This is a genomic window from Streptomyces sp. CA-135486, from assembly GCF_050936555.1.
Classification (GTDB): domain Bacteria; phylum Actinomycetota; class Actinomycetes; order Streptomycetales; family Streptomycetaceae; genus Streptomyces.
In genome coordinates this window covers 945820-962742 of record NZ_JBNJMM010000002.1, presented here as the reverse complement: position 1 = coordinate 962742, position 16923 = coordinate 945820, and the positions used below count along the sequence as shown (strand labels likewise).

The 16923-nt window shown below is 70.2% G+C and carries 13 protein-coding genes and 1 riboswitch; of the genes, 7 read left to right on the top strand and 6 right to left on the bottom strand.

Annotated features, from left to right (window positions below):
- Positions 1-39 precede the first annotated feature (39 nt).
- Both ACQEVG_RS23715 and ACQEVG_RS23710 read left to right on the top strand, forming a co-directional pair.
- Entirely contained in the window at positions 40-1389 is a 1350-nt protein-coding gene (locus ACQEVG_RS23715) for an SWIM zinc finger family protein (RefSeq protein ID WP_432987175.1), read from the top strand.
- A 16-nt stretch (positions 1390-1405) separates the two neighbouring features.
- Positions 1406-3064 carry a DUF5691 domain-containing protein gene (locus ACQEVG_RS23710; RefSeq protein WP_432987173.1) on the top strand — a complete coding sequence of 553 codons (1659 nt, stop codon included), beginning with the start codon at positions 1406-1408 and terminating at the stop codon, positions 3062-3064.
- A gap of 203 nt (positions 3065-3267) precedes the next feature.
- Here ACQEVG_RS23710 and ACQEVG_RS23705 read toward each other — a convergent pair whose 3' ends face one another.
- Entirely contained in the window at positions 3268-3681 is a 414-nt protein-coding gene (locus ACQEVG_RS23705) for a cobalamin B12-binding domain-containing protein (protein WP_360871825.1), read from the bottom strand.
- 410 nt (positions 3682-4091) lie between these two features.
- Here ACQEVG_RS23705 and ACQEVG_RS23700 point away from each other — a divergent pair, with 410 nt between their 5' ends.
- Positions 4092-4964: a lipase family alpha/beta hydrolase gene (locus tag ACQEVG_RS23700; protein WP_432987170.1), complete on the top strand. Its 873-nt coding sequence runs from the start codon at positions 4092-4094 to the stop codon at positions 4962-4964.
- Between the two features lie 259 nt (positions 4965-5223).
- Positions 5224-6765, top strand: a complete 1542-nt coding sequence (locus ACQEVG_RS23695) for a M23 family metallopeptidase (RefSeq protein ID WP_432987168.1) — start codon at positions 5224-5226, stop codon at positions 6763-6765.
- A 71-nt stretch (positions 6766-6836) separates the two neighbouring features.
- Here the strand turns inward: ACQEVG_RS23695 and pcrA are convergent, their stop codons facing one another.
- Positions 6837-9278, bottom strand: a complete 2442-nt coding sequence (gene pcrA, locus ACQEVG_RS23690) for a DNA helicase PcrA (RefSeq protein WP_432987166.1) — start codon at positions 9276-9278, stop codon at positions 6837-6839.
- Between the two features lie 264 nt (positions 9279-9542).
- Positions 9543-9705: riboswitch (cyclic di-AMP (ydaO/yuaA leader) on the top strand.
- 2 nt (positions 9706-9707) lie between these two features.
- On the opposite strand from pcrA, the gene ACQEVG_RS23685 reads away from it, so the two are divergent.
- Entirely contained in the window at positions 9708-10874 is a 1167-nt protein-coding gene (locus tag ACQEVG_RS23685) for an NlpC/P60 family protein (RefSeq protein ID WP_432987164.1), read from the top strand.
- Positions 10875-11044: 170 nt separating this feature from the next.
- On the opposite strand, the gene ACQEVG_RS23680 is transcribed toward ACQEVG_RS23685, so the two are convergent.
- Positions 11045-11398, bottom strand: coding sequence for a hypothetical protein (locus tag ACQEVG_RS23680; protein WP_432987162.1), 354 nt, complete (start codon positions 11396-11398; stop codon positions 11045-11047).
- Positions 11399-11770: 372 nt separating this feature from the next.
- Between ACQEVG_RS23680 and ACQEVG_RS23675 the strand changes: the two genes are divergently transcribed.
- The gene (locus ACQEVG_RS23675; protein WP_432987160.1) at positions 11771-12814 is read left to right on the top strand and encodes an NlpC/P60 family protein; all 1044 of its coding nucleotides are present in this window, start codon (positions 11771-11773) and stop codon (positions 12812-12814) included.
- A 10-nt stretch (positions 12815-12824) separates the two neighbouring features.
- A complete protein-coding gene (locus ACQEVG_RS23670) occupies positions 12825-13592 on the top strand; it encodes a GNAT family N-acetyltransferase (RefSeq protein WP_432987158.1) in 768 nt (255 codons plus the stop codon).
- On the opposite strand, the gene ACQEVG_RS23665 is transcribed toward ACQEVG_RS23670, so the two are convergent.
- The 3 genes from ACQEVG_RS23665 to ACQEVG_RS23655 form a co-directional block, all read right to left on the bottom strand.
- The gene (locus ACQEVG_RS23665; RefSeq protein ID WP_432987156.1) at positions 13581-14774 is read right to left on the bottom strand and encodes an alpha/beta hydrolase; all 1194 of its coding nucleotides are present in this window, start codon (positions 14772-14774) and stop codon (positions 13581-13583) included. The two genes, ACQEVG_RS23670 and ACQEVG_RS23665, sit on opposite strands and share 12 nt — an antisense overlap.
- A 70-nt stretch (positions 14775-14844) precedes the next feature.
- On the bottom strand, positions 14845-15540 hold the full coding sequence (locus ACQEVG_RS23660) for a LuxR C-terminal-related transcriptional regulator (RefSeq protein ID WP_432987154.1): 696 nt from the start codon (positions 15538-15540) through the stop codon (positions 14845-14847).
- The gene (locus ACQEVG_RS23655) at positions 15537-16829 is read right to left on the bottom strand and encodes a PspC domain-containing protein (protein ID WP_432987152.1); all 1293 of its coding nucleotides are present in this window, start codon (positions 16827-16829) and stop codon (positions 15537-15539) included. The genes ACQEVG_RS23660 and ACQEVG_RS23655 overlap by 4 nt, the downstream gene beginning before the upstream one ends.
- Between the last annotated feature and the right edge of the window lie 94 nt (positions 16830-16923).

Genomic DNA, 16923 nt, shown 5'->3' with positions numbered 1-16923 from the left:
CAGAGGCCATTGTCAGACCCGGCCCGTAACGTCGTCGGCATGAATCAGCAGGGGGTGCGCTGGACGTCGGAACAGGTGCTGGCACTGGCTCCTGACGACGCATCACGCAAGGCGGGAAACAGACTCGGCGCGGCCGGTCCGTGGGCCGGGGCGGGCAGTAGCGGATCGGGGGCAGTGTGGGGCCTGTGCAAGGGCAGCGGCAGCAAGCCGTACCAGACCATCGTCGACACCACGGGCCCGGCGTACAAATGCAGTTGTCCGAGCCGGAAGTTCCCGTGCAAGCACGCGCTGGGACTGCTGCTGCTCTGGGCGGCGGACGAGGACGCCGTACAGGTCTCCACCACACCGGACTGGGCCGAGGAGTGGCTGGAGGGGCGCAGAAAGCGCGCCACCGACAAGGAACAGAGCGACGCGGGCGAGGGCCGGTCCGCGAAGAGGGCCGACCCCGAGGCGGCCAGGCGCCGCGCCGAGCGCCGGGCGGGACGGATCACCGCCGGGGCCACGGAGTTGGAGCAGCGGCTCGCGGATCTGCTGCGTGGCGGCCTCGCCGCGGCCGAGCAGTCGGGGTACGGACTGTGGGAGGAGACCGCGGCCCGCATGGTCGACGCACAGGCGCCCGGACTGGCGGCCCGGGTGCGGGAGTTGGGGGCGATCCCGGGCTCGGGGCCCGGCTGGCCGGTGCGGCTGCTGGAGGAGTGCGCGCTGATCCATCTGCTGGACGCGGCCTGGCTGGGGGTCGAGCGGCTGCCGGAGCCGCTGGCCGCGACGGTTCGCACCCGGGTCGGCCTCACCTCGCCGGCCGACGGCCCGCCGGTCCGGGACGACTGGATGATCCTGGCTCAGTACGACTCCTCGGACGGCAAGATCACCACACGCCGTATATGGCTGTACGGGCGCAAGTTCGGGCGCATGGCACTGCTGCTCTCCTTCGGAGCGGCCGGCCGTTCCCCGCAACAGGCGCTTCCGGTGGGCCTGATGATCGACGCCGAGCTCACTCCGTACGCGGGCGCGGGGCAGCTGCGGGCCGAGCTGGGCGACCAGTTCGGCGCGCCTGCCCCGATCACGTCGCCGCCATCGGGCGGGCCGACCGCGGCGGCTCTCGATGCGTACGGGCGGGCGCTGCGCGACGACCCCTGGCTGGAGTCCTGGCCGGTGACGTTGAGCCGCGTCATACCCGTCCCGACGAGCCCCGGGTGGCAACTGGCCGACGCCGACAGCGAGACCGCACTGCCCATCACGCCCGCGGCGCTCGACCGCTCCGGGCTGCTGAAGCTCGTCGCGCTCTCCGGCGGCGGCCCGGTCACCGTCTTCGGCGAATGCGGCCATCAGGGCTTCTCGCCGCTCGCCGCGTGGTCCGAGGCCGGGTCCGAGACGGTCCCGCTCATCTGAACGTAGAGAGGACGCCATGACCAGCACCACCAGCACCAGCGGCGCCGCACTGTGGGAAGAGCTCGTCACCTCGGCCCTTCTCGGCACCGACCGGCGCACGCCGCCGGGCGCCGCCGTGACGTCGGGCAAGGACGCGCCGGCCGCGCTGTTGGACGCCGCGGCGCTCCACACCGTCCGGCGCAGGGCGGGGCTGATGCCCGCTCCCGCGGCCGCCCGTCCTGAGCCCGCACCGCACGACGCCCGCCCGCAGCTGCCCCCGCCCGCGCGGCGCAGGCTCGGCCTGCTGCTGGCCGACCGGTCGGCCCCGTCGCACGCGGGCGGGCGGCGCGGTACGGCACCCGATCTGACCGAGCTGCTGCCGCAGTGGCTCGCCACGGCCAACGAGCACGGATACCAGGCGCCGCCGTCCGTACTGCCCGCGCTGCTGGATGCGGCCCGCGCGCGTACGGATCTGCGGCCGCAGGCCCTCGCCTTCGCCGGTCCGCGCGGGCTGTGGCTGGCCCGGCTCAACCCGGAGTGGAAGTTCGCGCTGCGCGGCGGGTCCGGGGGCCTGGTGCTGCCGGACCCGGCCGACGCCGAAGCGGTCCAACGTCTCTGGGAGGAGGGGCTGTTCGCCGAGCGGGTCGCCCTGCTCGCTTCGGTACGGGCGCACAATGCGGGCGCGGCGCCGGCGCTGCTGACGGCGACATGGGCGACGGAGCGGGCCGAGGACCGGCTGATGTTCCTCGACTCCCTGCGTACGGGGCTGTCCGACGCGGACGAGCCGTTCCTGGAGCAGGCGCTGTCCGACCGCAGCCGCAACGTCCGCGCGACGGCGGCCGAGCTGCTCTCCGCGCTGCCGCACTCGGCGCTTGCCGGGCGGATGGCGACGCGCGCGGCGTCGTGCGTCAGCCTGGACCGCAGCGGGGACGGGAGTGGTGCGGCGATAGCTGTGGAGGCGCCGCACGAATGCGATGCGGGCATGCAACGCGACGGGGTCGTCCCGAACCCGCCGTCGGGGCGGGGCGAACGATCATGGTGGCTGGGCCAGTTGGTGGAGGCGGCCCCGCTGTCCACGTGGGCGGGACGACTCGGGGGACGTACGGCGCAGGACATAGTCGCGCTGCCCGTCGCGGACGAATGGGGGCAGGAGCTGCACGCGGCGTGGTGCCGGGCGGCGGTGCGGCAGCGGGACGCGCAGTGGTCCCGCGCCCTGCTCGGCGCGCCGTCCACGCCGCCGGAGACCGGGCCAGGCACGTCGTCCCTCGCGGAGCGGGCGAAGCTGCTCGGGACACTTCCGCAAGCGGAACGGGCGGTGTGGGTGGCCGAGTTCATCGCGGCGCACGGTCTGTCGGAGGCGTTCCAGCTGCTCGGCGTCTGCGCGGTGCCGTGGGCGGAGCCGTTGGGCCGCGCGGTGGTGGACGCGCTGGACATCGCGCGGGACGCGGGGAGTTACCCCTGGAGCTTCAGCGGGGTGATGGGCCTGGCGGAGCGCTGCCTGGACCCGGCGGAGGCAAGCCGGCTGGAGCTGCTGACGGCGACGCCGGACGAGGTGGAAGGGGGGTCGCCGGGGGCCGGGGGGTACTGGTCGGAGGCGTTTCAGAGGCTGGTGTCGACGTTGAGGTTGCGGGCGGCGATGCGGGTGGAGCTGGCGGGTGTTTCCCCCACCCCGCCCCTGCCCGAAACTGGAGGCTGACGCCCCCCAGGCCCCCCGGGGCCACCGCGCCCCGGGTCCGGGGTCCGAGGACCGAGGTCCGGGGGAGTTGGTACGTGGGCTACCGCACCCACGCCCCGGCAGCTTCGCGCCGCACAGACGAACCCCGCACCGGACCAGCCGCACGACCGCCACCGGCGCTCGCCCCGCCTGGCGGCGCGCCGGCACAGCGGAAAGGCTGCGGCCTACGCGTCCGCGGGCTGGCGGACGTTCGCGTTGACCCAGTCGACGATCGACGCCGTCGTCGCGCCCGGGGTGAAGATTTCCGCCACGCCCTTCTGCTTCAGCGGGGCGATGTCCGCCTCCGGGATGATGCCGCCGCCGAAGACCTTGATGTCCTCCGCCTCGCGCTCCTTCAGGAGCTCGATCACCTTCGCGAAGAGCGTGTTGTGGGCGCCGGACAGGATCGAGAGGCCGATCGCGTCAGCGTCCTCCTGGATCGCCGTGTCCACGATCTGCTCCGGGGTCTGGTGGAGCCCGGTGTAGATGACCTCCATGCCCGCGTCACGCAGCGCCCGCGCGATCACCTTGGCGCCCCGATCGTGGCCGTCGAGACCCGGCTTGGCCACCACCACGCGGATCGGACCAGTCACACCCATCACTGCCTCCACATACGACTGCGCCGCCCTGGGCACGGGTCCCGCACGGGTCCCGCACCGGCAAAGGCCCAGGGAAGTGAACGAACGTTATCTCCAGCATCCCGCACCCGCCCGTTTCACGGTGGATAGCGAGGGGGAAATCACACGTGGGACATGTTCGCAACGCGTCCTACCCGCATCAGGCGACACACAAGCGGCTCGCAGGCCGCGCCGCCACAGGGGACGGTCGCAAGGGAGCCGCTTCGGATCGTCGTATCTCCGCGCCGTCAGCCGCGCGGCGCGGAGAACACGACACACCTTTGGCATCGGCCCGGCACGGGCACCGAGCCGCACAGGGACTGAACGGCGCCCATGAGGGCATTGACGGGGGACGGAGCTGTCCTCCCGCATTGCCGTACGGGAGGTCGGTAATGAAGGTCCTGCCCTTCTTTCCGCTGTGTCTGCGCCCCGTGCGGCACGTGCGACAGCTGCGAATATCCGCCGCGCTGCTCCGCGCCACCGCCCTCGAGCTGGCGATCCTCGCCGGGCACCTTCTCCTCTACCCGACCGGTCTGATCACCGAGCGCCCAGCCCACACCCCAGGCCCGAACCCCTCCGAGGACGCACACCCGGCCGACACCGCGACCCTGCCGACCGGCTGCGGCCCGGACCACCCGCCCGCCGTCCTGCTGCACGGCTTCGTGGACAACCGCTCCGTGTTCGTACTGCTTCGCCGCTCCCTCGCCCGGCACGGCTGGCGGCATCTCGAGTGCCTCAACTACTCCCCGTTGACCTGCGACATCCGCACCGCCGCCGAGCTGCTCGGCCGGCACATCGAGGAGATCTGTGCCCGCACGGGACGGAGCGAGGTCGACATCGTCGGGCACAGCCTCGGCGGCCTGATCGCCCGCTACTACGTGCAGCGCCTCGGCGGTGACCAGCGCGTACGCACGCTGGTCACGCTCGGCACCCCCCACTCCGGCACCGCGGTCGCCCCGCTCGCAAGCGCTCACCCCATCGTGCGCCAGATGCGGCCCGGCTCCGCCCTGATCGCGGAGCTGCGCCGGCCCGCGCCCGGTTGCCGCACCCATTTCATCAGCTTCTGGAGCGATTTGGACCAGATCATGGTCCCGGTCGAGACGGCCTGTATCGATCACCCGGACCTCATCGCGCAGAACGTACGCGTCAGCGGAGTCGGCCATCTCGCTCTCCCGGTCCACCCCGCGGTCGCGGGCGGCATCCGGCAGGCGCTGGAGTCGAGCGAATCGGCTGCGGGCGCCTCGGGGACCGTCTCCGTCGCCTGATCCCGCGGTCGCCCGATCCGCGTTCAACGGCGTCAGACAAGCAACGGAAAGTCGAACGCTTTTCGAACGTAGGGCCAAGGCTGCGCCCGCAGTCCCCCGAAACACGGCCGAATGCCCGTTTCCTGATTACTTAAAACCTGCCGAAGATTGTCGCCGTCGCGTACCGCCGGGTACAGTCGCGCCACTGCTTTCCCCTCTGGGTCCCTCGCTCCCCGTGGCCCCAGACCCAGGTCCTGCTGCCGAGGCGAGAGAGAAGTTGGTGAACGACCAGCACCCCCACGCCGGGTACGTCGGATACGACGAGTACTCCACCACTGGCAGCTTCTCCAATGGCACCTTCGACGCCGACCCGCTCTTCGGAGCGCTCCCCGGCAGTTACGAAGCGGGCCACAGCGGCCAGTACGACTCCACCCAGTGGGACACCGGGTCGCACCAGACCACCGGCTACGACGGTTACGACGTCTACGCCGGGCAGCAGCAGATACAACAGCCGCAGCAGACGCAGCAATTCCCGCAGTACGACGCCACGGGCGGCGGGTACGAAACCACCGGCCAGTGGGACACGAGCGCGGTCCAGTACGACACGACCGGCCAGTGGGACGCCGGCGCCTGGAACCAGACCACGCAGACAGGTCAGTTCGAAACGGCTGCCGCCACATTTGCATATGACGCGACGGGACAGTGGGCGGCGCCCGGCGCCGAGACCGGGACGTATGACGCCACCGCCTGGAACACCGGCGCGGAAGCCCTCGTACCGCAACAGTTCACGCCGGAGCACGAGTTTCTCCACGAGACCGCACCGGCGGCTGCCGAGTTCGAGTACGAGAGCGCACCCGACCTCACCACCGAGTTCCAGCCGGACTTCCCGCAGGAGTACGGGGCCGAGTACGACGCCGGGTACACGTACGAGGCGGAGCCTGAACCCGCGGCCGAGCAAGATCTCGAAGCCGGATTCGACGCCGACACCGAGCTCGAATCAGAGTCGGAGTCGGAGCTCGCGCGCGAACCCGAGCCCCTCGCCGTCGCCGTGAACCCCCGCCCCGTCCGCCGTTCCGGCGGCTCCCGCGGCCGTCGCCGCACCCCCGCCAAGCGCTCCGCGCTCCTGACCGTCGCAGTGCCCTCCGCATGCGTGATGGGCGTCGCCGGCATCGCCGCCGCATCCGTCGGCGACCTCAGTGGCGACGGCAAGGGCGAAGCCGCCAACCAGGCCGCCGCGGACCCGTCTTCCGTCAAGCCGATCGCCGCCAACAACAAGATGGACACGCAGCTCGCCGCTCTCAGCGCCGACGCCCGTGACTTCGGCGACCGTGCCTCCCGCACCCAGGAACGCCTCGATCTGAAGGCGCGCCAGGAGGCGGACAAGAAGAAGCGCGAGGACGAGGCGAGGCGCCGCGAGGCTCTGCGACCCAAGTTTGTGCTGCCGGTGTCGCAGCAGGGTCTGAGCGCGTACTACGGTCAGGCCGGCGTCAACTGGATGTCCGTGCACACCGGCATCGACTTCCCGGTGTCGTACGGCACCAAGGTGATGTCGGCGACCGACGGCACCATCCGCACCCAGTGGAACAGCGCCTACGGCAACATGGCGATCGTGACGGCACCCGACGGCACCGAGACCTGGTACTGCCACCTCAGCAGCACCAAGATCCGCTCCGGTTCGGTCAAGGCCGGTGACGTCATCGCGTTCTCCGGCAACTCCGGCAATTCCACCGGACCGCACCTCCACTTCGAGGTCCGGCCCGGCGGCGGCTCGGCGATCGACCCGCTGCCGTGGCTCCGCAGCCACGGCCTCGACCCGACCTGACCATAACCGCGGCCTCGACCCGCCCTGACAGCAGCCACGGCCACGGCCTCCACCCGACCTGGCCGTGATCGCTACAGCTTCTGGACCGGCGCGTACCTCAGCAGCAGCCTCTTCGGCTTCGTGTCCCCGAAGTCGATCGTCGCCTGTGCGTCCGCGCCCGACCCCGTCACTCCCACCACGGTCCCCAGACCGAACTGGTCGTGCGTGACCCGGTCGCCGACCGCGAGCGAGATCACCGGCTTGTCGGTCGTACGCCGCGTCGCAAACCCCGAAGCGCCACCGCCCGACCGCGACCGCGACGACGACAGCGACGAGGCGATGGCGGAGGTCGGACCCGCGGGCGCGGCCATCGGCCCCGTCCGCTTCCACTCCAGGTGCTGGCCCGGGATCTCCTCGAGGAAGCGCGAGGGCGGGTTGTACGAGGGCTGGCCCCAGGCGCTCCGCATCGACGACCGCGTCAGATAGAGCCGCTCGCGGGCGCGCGTGATGCCGACATACGCAAGACGCCGCTCCTCCTCCAGCTCCTTCGCCTGACCGAGGGCGCGCATGTGCGGAAAGACGCCGTCCTCCATGCCCGTCAGGAACACCACCGGGAACTCAAGGCCCTTCGCGGTGTGCAGCGTCATCAGGGTGATGACCCCGGAGCCGCCCTCGTCCTCGTCCGGAATCTGGTCGGAGTCGGCGACGAGCGCGACCTTCTCCAGGAATTCGGCGAGCGTGCCCGCACCCTCCTCCTCGGCGCGGTCCTGCTCAAACTCCAGAGCGACCGCGGCCAGTTCCTGAAGGTTTTCGATGCGCGTCTCGTCCTGCGGGTCGGTGGAGGCCTGCAGCTCGGCGAGGTAGCCGGTCCGCTCCAGAACGGCCTCCAGCACCACAGCAGGGCCTGCGCCCGAGTCGACGACCGTACGCAGTTCCTCCATCAGCACGTTGAAGCGCTTGACGGCGTTGGCCGAGCGGGCCGCCATGCCGTACGCCTCGTCCACGCGGCGCAGCGCCTGCGGGAACGTGATCTTCTCGCGCAGCGCGAGCGCGTCGATCATCGCCTCCGCGCGGTCGCCGATCCCCCGCTTGGGGACATTGAGGATCCGGCGCAGCGGGACATTGTCCTCGGGGTTGGCGAGGACCCGCAGATACGCGAGGACGTCCCGGACCTCCTTGCGCTCGTAGAAGCGCACCCCGCCGACGACCTTGTACGGCAGGCCGACCCGGATGAAGATCTCTTCGAAGACACGGGACTGTGCGTTCGTACGGTAGAAGACGGCGACGTCGCCGGCCTTCGCCTCGCCCGCGTCCGTCAGCCGGTCGATCTCGTCGGCGACGAACTGTGCCTCGTCGTGCTCGGTGTCGGCGACATAGCCGGTGATCTGCGCACCCGCGCCCGCGTTCGTCCACAGGTTCTTGGGGCGGCGGCTTTCGTTCCGCTCGATGACCGCGTTGGCTGCGGAGAGGATCGTCTGTGTGGAGCGGTAGTTCTGCTCCAGCAGGATCGTCGTCGCGTCCGGGTAGTCCTCCTCGAACTGGAGGATGTTGCGGATGGTCGCGCCGCGGAAGGCGTAGATCGACTGGTCGGCGTCGCCGACGACGCAGAGCTCGGCCGACGGCAGATCCTCGTGGCCCGTCCCTACCAGCTCGCGTACGAGTGTGTACTGAGCGTGGTTGGTGTCCTGGTACTCGTCCACCAGGACATGGCGGAAGCGCCGCTGGTAGTGCTCGGCGACGTCCGGGAACGCCTGCAGAAGATGCACCGTCGTCATGATGATGTCGTCGAAGTCCAGGGCATTGGCCTCGCGCAGCCGCGCCTGGTACATCCGGTAGGCCTCGGCGAGCGTCTTCTCGAAACCGTCGACCGCCTGGTCGGCGAAGGTCTCCTCGTCGATCAGCTCGTTCTTCAGGTTCGAGATCTTGGCGCTGAAGGACTTCGGCGGGAACTTCTTGGGGTCAAGATCCAGATCGCGGCAGACCAGGGCCATCAGCCGCTTGGAGTCCGCGGCGTCGTAGATCGAGAACGACGAGGTGAAGCCGAGCCTCTTGGACTCCCGGCGCAGGATCCGCACGCACGCGCTGTGGAAGGTCATGACCCACATGGCGTTGGCGCGCGGGCCGACGAGCTGCTCGACACGCTCCTTCATCTCGCCGGCGGCCTTGTTGGTGAAGGTGATGGCCAGTATCTGCCCGGGGTGGACGCTGCGGGTCCCCAGCAGATGCGCGATCCGGTGGGTCAGCACCCGGGTCTTGCCGGACCCGGCCCCGGCGACGATGAGCAGCGGCGAGCCCGTGTGCACGACGGCGGCACGCTGCTGTTCGTTCAGCCCTTCCAGCAGGGCGGCGGGGTCCACGACGGTGCGTGGGGCGCCGTCACGGTGGTACGGATCCCGGGCCGGAGGCACGTCGAACGCGCCCTGGAAGAGATCGTCCGGAATCTCCTCCGGGGCCGAGTCCTCGGGCGGTGGCGGAGGGTGCTCCGCGCTGGGCTGGAGGTCCGCCAGGAAGCTGTCGTCAAAGAGGCTGCTCATCGCTCTACGAGTCTAGGCCGCCGCACTGACAGCTCGCGGCCGCATTGGCATGCCGCACCGGAATCCGGCCCGGCCACCCTGTGCGATCGAGCCACTTCGACATGTCATGGCACAGTCACGCCGGACACCCGCTTCCCCGAGGTGCTGAAAAAAGGTCACGAAAATGTATCGGGCATATCTGACATCAACCTTCACAGCGGCCACGCGAGTTGGCTAGCGTGCTCGACCAGGCGGCCCGTACCCCCATGGCGATCCACGTCAATCGGGCGGCCTGCGCCGAATTCGGGCTTCCGTCAAGGAAGTTCGGAACCGGGGACCCACCATGCACAACCGGGGTGAATCGGACCTGTCTCATTCGGTCCGTAGGGCGATCTTCCGTTCTGCCCGAACCCGACAGCTAACCCGGTAGGCGGTCCACGGAAGAAGGAGATGCCGGCCTTGGCGTCGCATCGCAAACAACGCAGCCGTACCGCGAAGACCTCGCCCGCCGTCGGGCTCACGACGGCAGCCATCGCCGGCGTCACCCTGCTGTCGACGCAGGGCGCCAACGCGGCGCCCGCCGAACCGAAGCCCTCCGTCGAAGAGGTACAGAAGAAGGTCGACGACCTGTACCGGCAGGCCGGCACCGCGACCGAGAAGTACAACAAGGCCAAGGAATCCACCGACGAGAAGCGGCGCGAGGTCGACACACTGCTAGACGACGCCGCCAAGCGCACGGAGAAGCTGAACGAGTCCCGCAGAGCGCTCGGCAACTACGCCGCCGCGCAGTACCGCACCGGCGCGGTCACCCCGACTGCCGCGCTGCTGTTCGCGGACAGCCCGGAGTCGTACTTCGACCAGACCCAGCTGATGAGCCGGATGACGGACCGTCAGCGCGGCGCGATCGACGACTACGAGACCCAGCGGGCGGAAGCCGCCAAGCAGCGGGCGGAGGCGACGAAGCAGCTCGAGTCGCTCACGACCTCCCAAAAGGCCCTGCGTACGAGCAAGCAGGAGGTCCAGGCGAAGCTCGCCGAGGCGCGTACGCTGCTGTCGAGGCTGACCGCCGAGGAGAAGGCGCGGCTCGCCGAGATCGAGCGCAAGAAAGAGGAAGAGGCCCGCCGCAGGTCCGAGGAGAAGGCCAAGGCGGAGGCGGAGGCCCGTGCCAGAGCGGAGGCCGCCCGCAAGCAGGAGCAGAACCAGGGCAGCGGCACGGGCACCGGTACCGGCACTGGTACTGGTTCCGGCACCGCCGACGGCAGCTACACGGCCAAGGCCGACAAGGTTCTGTCCTTCGCCCGCGCCCAGCTGGGCAAGCCGTACGTCTGGGGCGCGACGGGCCCGAGCTCGTACGACTGCTCGGGACTGACCCAGGCCGCCTGGAAGGCGGCGGGCGTGGACCTGCCGCGCACCACCTGGGACCAGGTGAAGGTCGGAACGCGGGTGGCGACGAAGGACCTTGTCCCCGGCGACCTGGTCTTCTTCTACGACGACATCAGCCACGTGGGCATCTACATAGGCGACGGCAAGATGATCCACGCGCCCAAGCCCGGTGCGAACGTGCGCGAGGAGTCGATCTACTACATGCCGATCTACGGCAGCGTGCGCCCGGCCTGAGCCCGGACGCAGCCGAACGCCCGGACCCCGTCGGGTCCGGGCGTTCTCACGTCCGCAGCATCACGTCCGAAGCGTCTGGGCCGCAGCATCACGTCCGAAGCGTCTGGGCCGCAGCATCAGGGCCGAGGCATCGGGGCCAAAGCAGTCACGGCCGGCGCAGGTCCAGCGCATCAGGTCCACAGCGTCGCGATGAAGATGTTCGCGACGGTCAGCCCGCCCACCGCCCCGAAGAGCGCCTTCTCCACCCTCTCCTCGTCCCGCTTGACGTAGACCAGTCCCAGGATCACCACCAGGACCGCCAGCTTGATGCCGATCTTGATGTTGTTCACCGGCTGATCGTCCGCCTGGTTCAGCCCCACCAGTGCCACGCCCGTGACCAGCATCGTCAGCGCGCCGTGCAGCATCGCCGGGCTGAAGCGGGCCGTGTCCTCGCCCATCGCCTTCATCTGGGTGAGGAAGCCGCCGAGCAGCGACGCGATACCGATGATGTGCAGGGCGACGAAGACATTGATGAGTACGTCCATGAGGCGGAGCCTAACCGTCGCCATACCACCGCTCTCAGGGCAGGTACGCCTCATTCGCCGCATCGGTCACGGCGGTACGCGGATATGCGCCGATGGCATCAGACCGGCTCGCAGAAAGCGCACCCGCCTGTCCAGCTTTGGGCAACTTCGGTCCTTGTGCCGCCTTCCCGTGACGCTCAGGTTTAGCGTCCTCCCCCAGGTGACCGGCTGTTCCATCGCCGCCGCAGCTCCCCAGGCGGCAGTCGGCCATCACCGCCGAGAAATACCGGCGGCGGGACGCTCCCCCTGTGCGGACCGCCGCCGGCCCCGGCTCGGACCCGGACTGGACCCGGACTCGGGCAGCAGGAACGACGGAAGGACGTGGACGCCCTCGTGGCAGCGCACCGGAAAGCCAAGCAGCATCCGCTCAGCGGGCCCGCCGCCCGGACCGCCGCAACGCTTGCGCTTGCCGGGGCTGCGACCGCCACCGCGTTCGACGGCACCGGGCACGCCGAGCCCACTCTCACCCCGGCGCAGATCAAGGCCAGGGTCGACAGGCTCTACCAGGAGGCGGAGGCTGCCACCGAGCAGTACAACGGGGCCAAGGAGCGGACCGCGAGCGCCCGCACGTCGGTGGACTCGCTGCGCGACGAGGCCGTCCGCAGGACCGAGCGGCTCAACACCGCGCGCAACGCCCTGGGTTCGGTCGCCACCGCGCAGTACCGCGCCGGCGGCATCGACCCCGGACTGCAGCTCGCGCTGAGCTCCGAGCCCGACGAGTATCTGGAGCGGGCCGCGCTTGCCGAGCGCGTCGGCGAGCGGCAGGCGAACGCCATCGCCGGGGTGCACCAACAGCTCGTGGACATCGCCCGGTTGCGGGCCGAGGCCGGCAAGCGGCTCGATGCGCTCAAGGACCGCCAGCGAGAGCTGGCCAGGCACAAGGCGACCGTCCAGGAGAAGCTCTCGGCCGCCCAAAGCCTGCTGGCCAGGCTCCCCGCCGAGCAGCGCGCCTTGTACGCGAGCGGCTCCCCCGAGGCCGCGCGCGCCGACCGCTCCGTCGTGTCCCGCGGCTCCCTCAGGGCCCCCAACTCCCGTGCCGCCCAAGCCGTCGCCTACGCCTACGGAGCGCTCGGCAAGCCCTACGTCTGGGGCGCGACCGGGCCCGCCTCCTTCGACTGTTCCGGGCTCGCCCAGGCCGCCTGGCGCTCCGCCGGAGTCTCGCTGCCCCGCACCACGTACGCCCAGATCAACGCGGGACAGCGGGTGTCGCGCTCCCAACTCGCCCCCGGTGACCTGGTGTTCTTCTACTCCGGCATCAGCCATGTCGGCCTCTACATCGGCGGCGGCCAGATGATCCACGCGCCCCACCCCGGCGCTCCCGTCCGCGTCGCGCCGATCGACCAAATGCCCTTCGCGGGCGCCACACGAGTGGCATAGCATCCGCCGAATGGACCTCGACATACCCAACGACCTGCAGAGTTCCGTCCGTACGCTGACGCTGCGCTCCCCCGACCACCGGCGCGTGGGCCCCTTCGTCGTCCGCTACAACCCGGGCTGGTCCATTGCACCCGCCAATTACGCGATACCGGACGAGGGTGCGACACCGACGCGCGAGGACATCGACGCGCTCGTCGAGACATTCCGCGAGCTCGATCGCGTACCGCGCCTCGAGTTTCTGCCGGCCTGCGCGCCCGAGGTCGAACCCGCCCTGCTGGCGGCCGGGTTCACCGTGGAGAAACGGGCACCGCTCCTCGCGGTCGTGCCGGGCGGTCTCGTCGAACCGAAGCCGGTGGACGGGATCACGATCGTCGAACCGTCCGACGACGCCGAGTACCACGCTGCGGCCGGGGTGCAGCATCTCGCGTACGGGCAGTCGGGCGGGCCCACCGAGGGCGAGATCACCTGGCTGCGCACGGCCCAGGAGGGCGGCGGGGTCGCGGCTCTCGCCACCGACGACAAGGACGGCACCCCACTCGCCACGGGCGGCTGCTCGGTCCCGGTCGACGGGCTGACCGAGCTCTGCGGCCTCGCGGTCGCCTCCTCACACCGTCGCCGGGGCATCGGCGCGGCGCTCTCCGCGTACCTCACCGCCGCCGCGTTCGACCGAGGCTGCCGGGTGGTCTGGCTGGAGCCCGGCGACCGGGACATCGAGCGGATCTACGCGGGGATCGGCTACCGGCGGGTCGGCGAGAAGGCCGACATGTCACTCCATTAGGCCGCTGGGGGTGAGCACCCGGTCCTCCGGGGCATCACCCTGGCTCTGCCCCAGGCCCTGCTGCCCCTGGCCCCAGCTGTGCAGGTTCATCCGCTGCGTCAGCCACTGGAACGCGTACGGCAGCTGTCTGCTCCACACGGGCGTGACATGCCCGCCCGTCGTCGGCCGCAGATCGATCCTCGTCGGCGGCTTGGCCACCTGCTGGAGCGCGAGCCCCGGCAGGTACCCGTCCGCGCCCTCCCCCGTCACCAGCAGCGAGACGCGCGGCGGGGTCTTCGCCGACTTCAGGATGTGCAGCACATTGTTCTCGCGCCGCAGAGTGGGGTCCGCCGCGGTCAGCGATCCATGTTCGGCGGCCGGGTCGTTGTAGCCGGAGAAGCTGACGGCCGCGCTGTAGCGGTCGGGGTGGGCGAGGGCCAGTTTGGCCGCGCCGTGGGCGCCCGCCGAGTAGCCCGCGATCGCCCAGTTCTCGGGGCCGAGCGACACCCGGAAGTTGTCGGCGACCATCTTGCGTACGTCGACGGTCAGCCAGCTGTCCGCGTTGACCTCGCCCGGTATGTTCGCGTACCCGGTGTCCTTGTCGCCCAGCATGGTGCGCGGCGAGACCAGGATGAAGGGCGCGACCCTGCCCGACTCGATGAGCGGCTGGACCCGGTCCTGGAACTTCAGCGTCCGGAACCAGTTCTTCGAGGAGCCGGGGAAGCCGGACATGACCTCGACGACGGGGAACTTCCTGCTGCGGTAGGCGGGGTCGTTGTACTGCGGCGGCAGCCAGACGTACACCTCGCCCTTTACCCCCGAAATGGAGCCCTTGAGCTCGGTGCGCACCAACCCGCTGCCGAGTTTGGGATCGTCGACCTTCTCGAACTTCTGGAGCACCTTCGGCAGGGCGGAGATCTGCTTGCCGCCCAGGCCGTTCGGTCCGAGGTCGTTCGCGGCGTCGACATGACCGGACGTGCCGAGCAGATCGTCCCAGCTGTCGTAGAGGCCATTGGCGTTGTTGACCGCCACGAACACCACCGTGATCGCCGTCGCCTGTGCGAAGAGCACCATGACAAGCCGGATGGCGCCCCGCAGCAGGGCGGGTCCGCGCAGCCGGCCCCACAGCAGCAGCGGCAGCAGTACGGCGATCACGACCAGGACGATCGTGATCACGAAGAAGGTGTTCCCCGTCAAATTCATCACGCACAACAAGAGGTGAACTCGGCGTAGACGGTTGCCCGGCTATGTACCGGTTACCTCACAGCGGAGCCTAAACCAGCCGTCGAGCAGTAGCCCATCGCGTCAATTCGTGCCGGTTCGAGAGCTGCAGTTTCCGCAGTACGGCGGACACATGCGACTCGACCGTCTTCACCGAGATGAACAGCTGCTTGGCGATTTCCTTGTACGCGTATCCGCGCGCGATCAGCCGCAGCACTTCGCGCTCGCGCTGCGTGAGCCGATCGAGGTCCTCGTCCACCGGCGGCGCGTCCGTCGAGGCGAAGGCGTCCAGTACGAAGCCCGCCAGCCGCGGCGAGAAGACCGCGTCGCCGTCCTGCACCCGGAAGATCGAGTCGACCAGGTCGGTACCCGTGATCGTCTTGGTGACATAGCCGCGGGCGCCGCCCCGGATCACCCCGATGACATCCTCGGCGGCGTCCGAGACGGACAGCGCCAGGAACCGTACGGGATCCTCCGCCGCCGCCATCAGCGAGGCGCAGCGGCGCAGCACCTCCGCCCCGCCGCCGCCCGGCAGATGCACGTCCAGCAGGACGACTTCGGGCCGCGTCGCCGTGATCACGGTGACCGCCTGGTCGACGTCGGCGGCCTCGCCGACCACCTCGACGCCGGTGCGGTCGGTCTGGCCGATTTCGGCCTGCACTCCGGTGCGGAACATCCGGTGGTCGTCGACGAGCACCACCCGTACGTGCCGCCCGGCAGTCTCTCCCGCAGCCTCGTTCTCGGTCATTCGCCCGCCCTCTCCATCTCCAGCTCGACCTCGGTGCCTCCGCCGGGCACCGAGCGAAGCCGTGCCGTCCCGCCGTTGCGCTGCATCCGGCCGATGATCGATTCTCTTACGCCCATACGGTCCTGGGGCACCGAATCCGGGTCGAATCCGGGTCCTCTGTCGCGTACGGAGACGAAGACCGTACGACCCTCGACCTCCGCGTAGACCTGGACCGCCCCGCCCTCGCCACCGTACTTGGCCGCATTGACCATTGCCTCGCGCGCGGCTTGCATCTGTGCGGCCAGTTTCTCGTCCAGCGGGCAGTCGCCGACGACCACGACCTCCAGCGGGACACCGTGCTTGTCCTCGACCTCGGCGGCGGCCTTCTTCACCGCCTCGGCGAGCGTGTCCGGTTCCTCGTCCTCGTCCTTGCCGGTGCCCTCCGGCTTGTAGAGCCAGTTGCGCAGCTCGCGCTCCTGCGCGCGGGCGAGGCGGCGCACCTCCGAGGCCTCGTCGGCGTTCCGCTGGATCAGGGTGAGGGTGTGCAGTACGGAGTCGTGGACGTGGGCCGCGACCTCGGCACGTTCCTGGGCCCGGATGCGCATCGTCCGCTCCTCCGAGAGGTCCTGGGTCATCCGCACCAGCCAGGGCCCGGCGAGCAGTGCCATTCCCGCGATGACGGCTATCGCCGCGGTCAGTACGTTGCCGAGCTGGGCGGCGGAGCCGCGCACCACTATGAAGACGGTCAGTCCCATGCCGACCAGCGCCACGCCCGCGAGCGCCCGGCCGAGCTGCAGCAGTCTGCGGCGGCGGCCCACTTCGGTCCACCGGGCCCGCCGGGCGTTGTCCGCCTGCCGCCACACCAGCACCACACCGGCGCCGACCAGCAGGATCGGCCAGATATAGCGGTTGGCGTTGCCGCCCATGTTCACATTGCCGACGAAGATCGCCGCGCCGATCATCAGCGCGACCATGGCGAACAGCTGCCCCTTGTCGGGCTTGCGCAGCCGGCGCCGGCCGTCGGCGGTGGCCTCGAAGACGGAACGCGGCTCGGCGGTCCGGCCCCCCACACCGAGCGGCACCACGATCCAGAAGACCGCGTACAGCAGCACACCGAGGCCGTCGGCCATGAACAGGCCGAGGAAGACGAGACGTACCCAGATGACGGGCAGGCCCAGATGTCCGGCGAGACCGCGCGCCACACCGCCGAGCATCCGTCCGTCGGCGCTGCGGTACAGCTTGCGCAGCGGCTGCTCCTCCGGCACGGGGGCGCGCGAGGAACCGGCGGATCGGGGCGGGACGACTGGCATGCCCCGATCGTCACATGCACGGGCAGCCCGCGGTATCAGGGTCGTCCCCCAAACCGACCCTGAGAGCAGGGGCCGATATCAGGGAAGGGCCAGG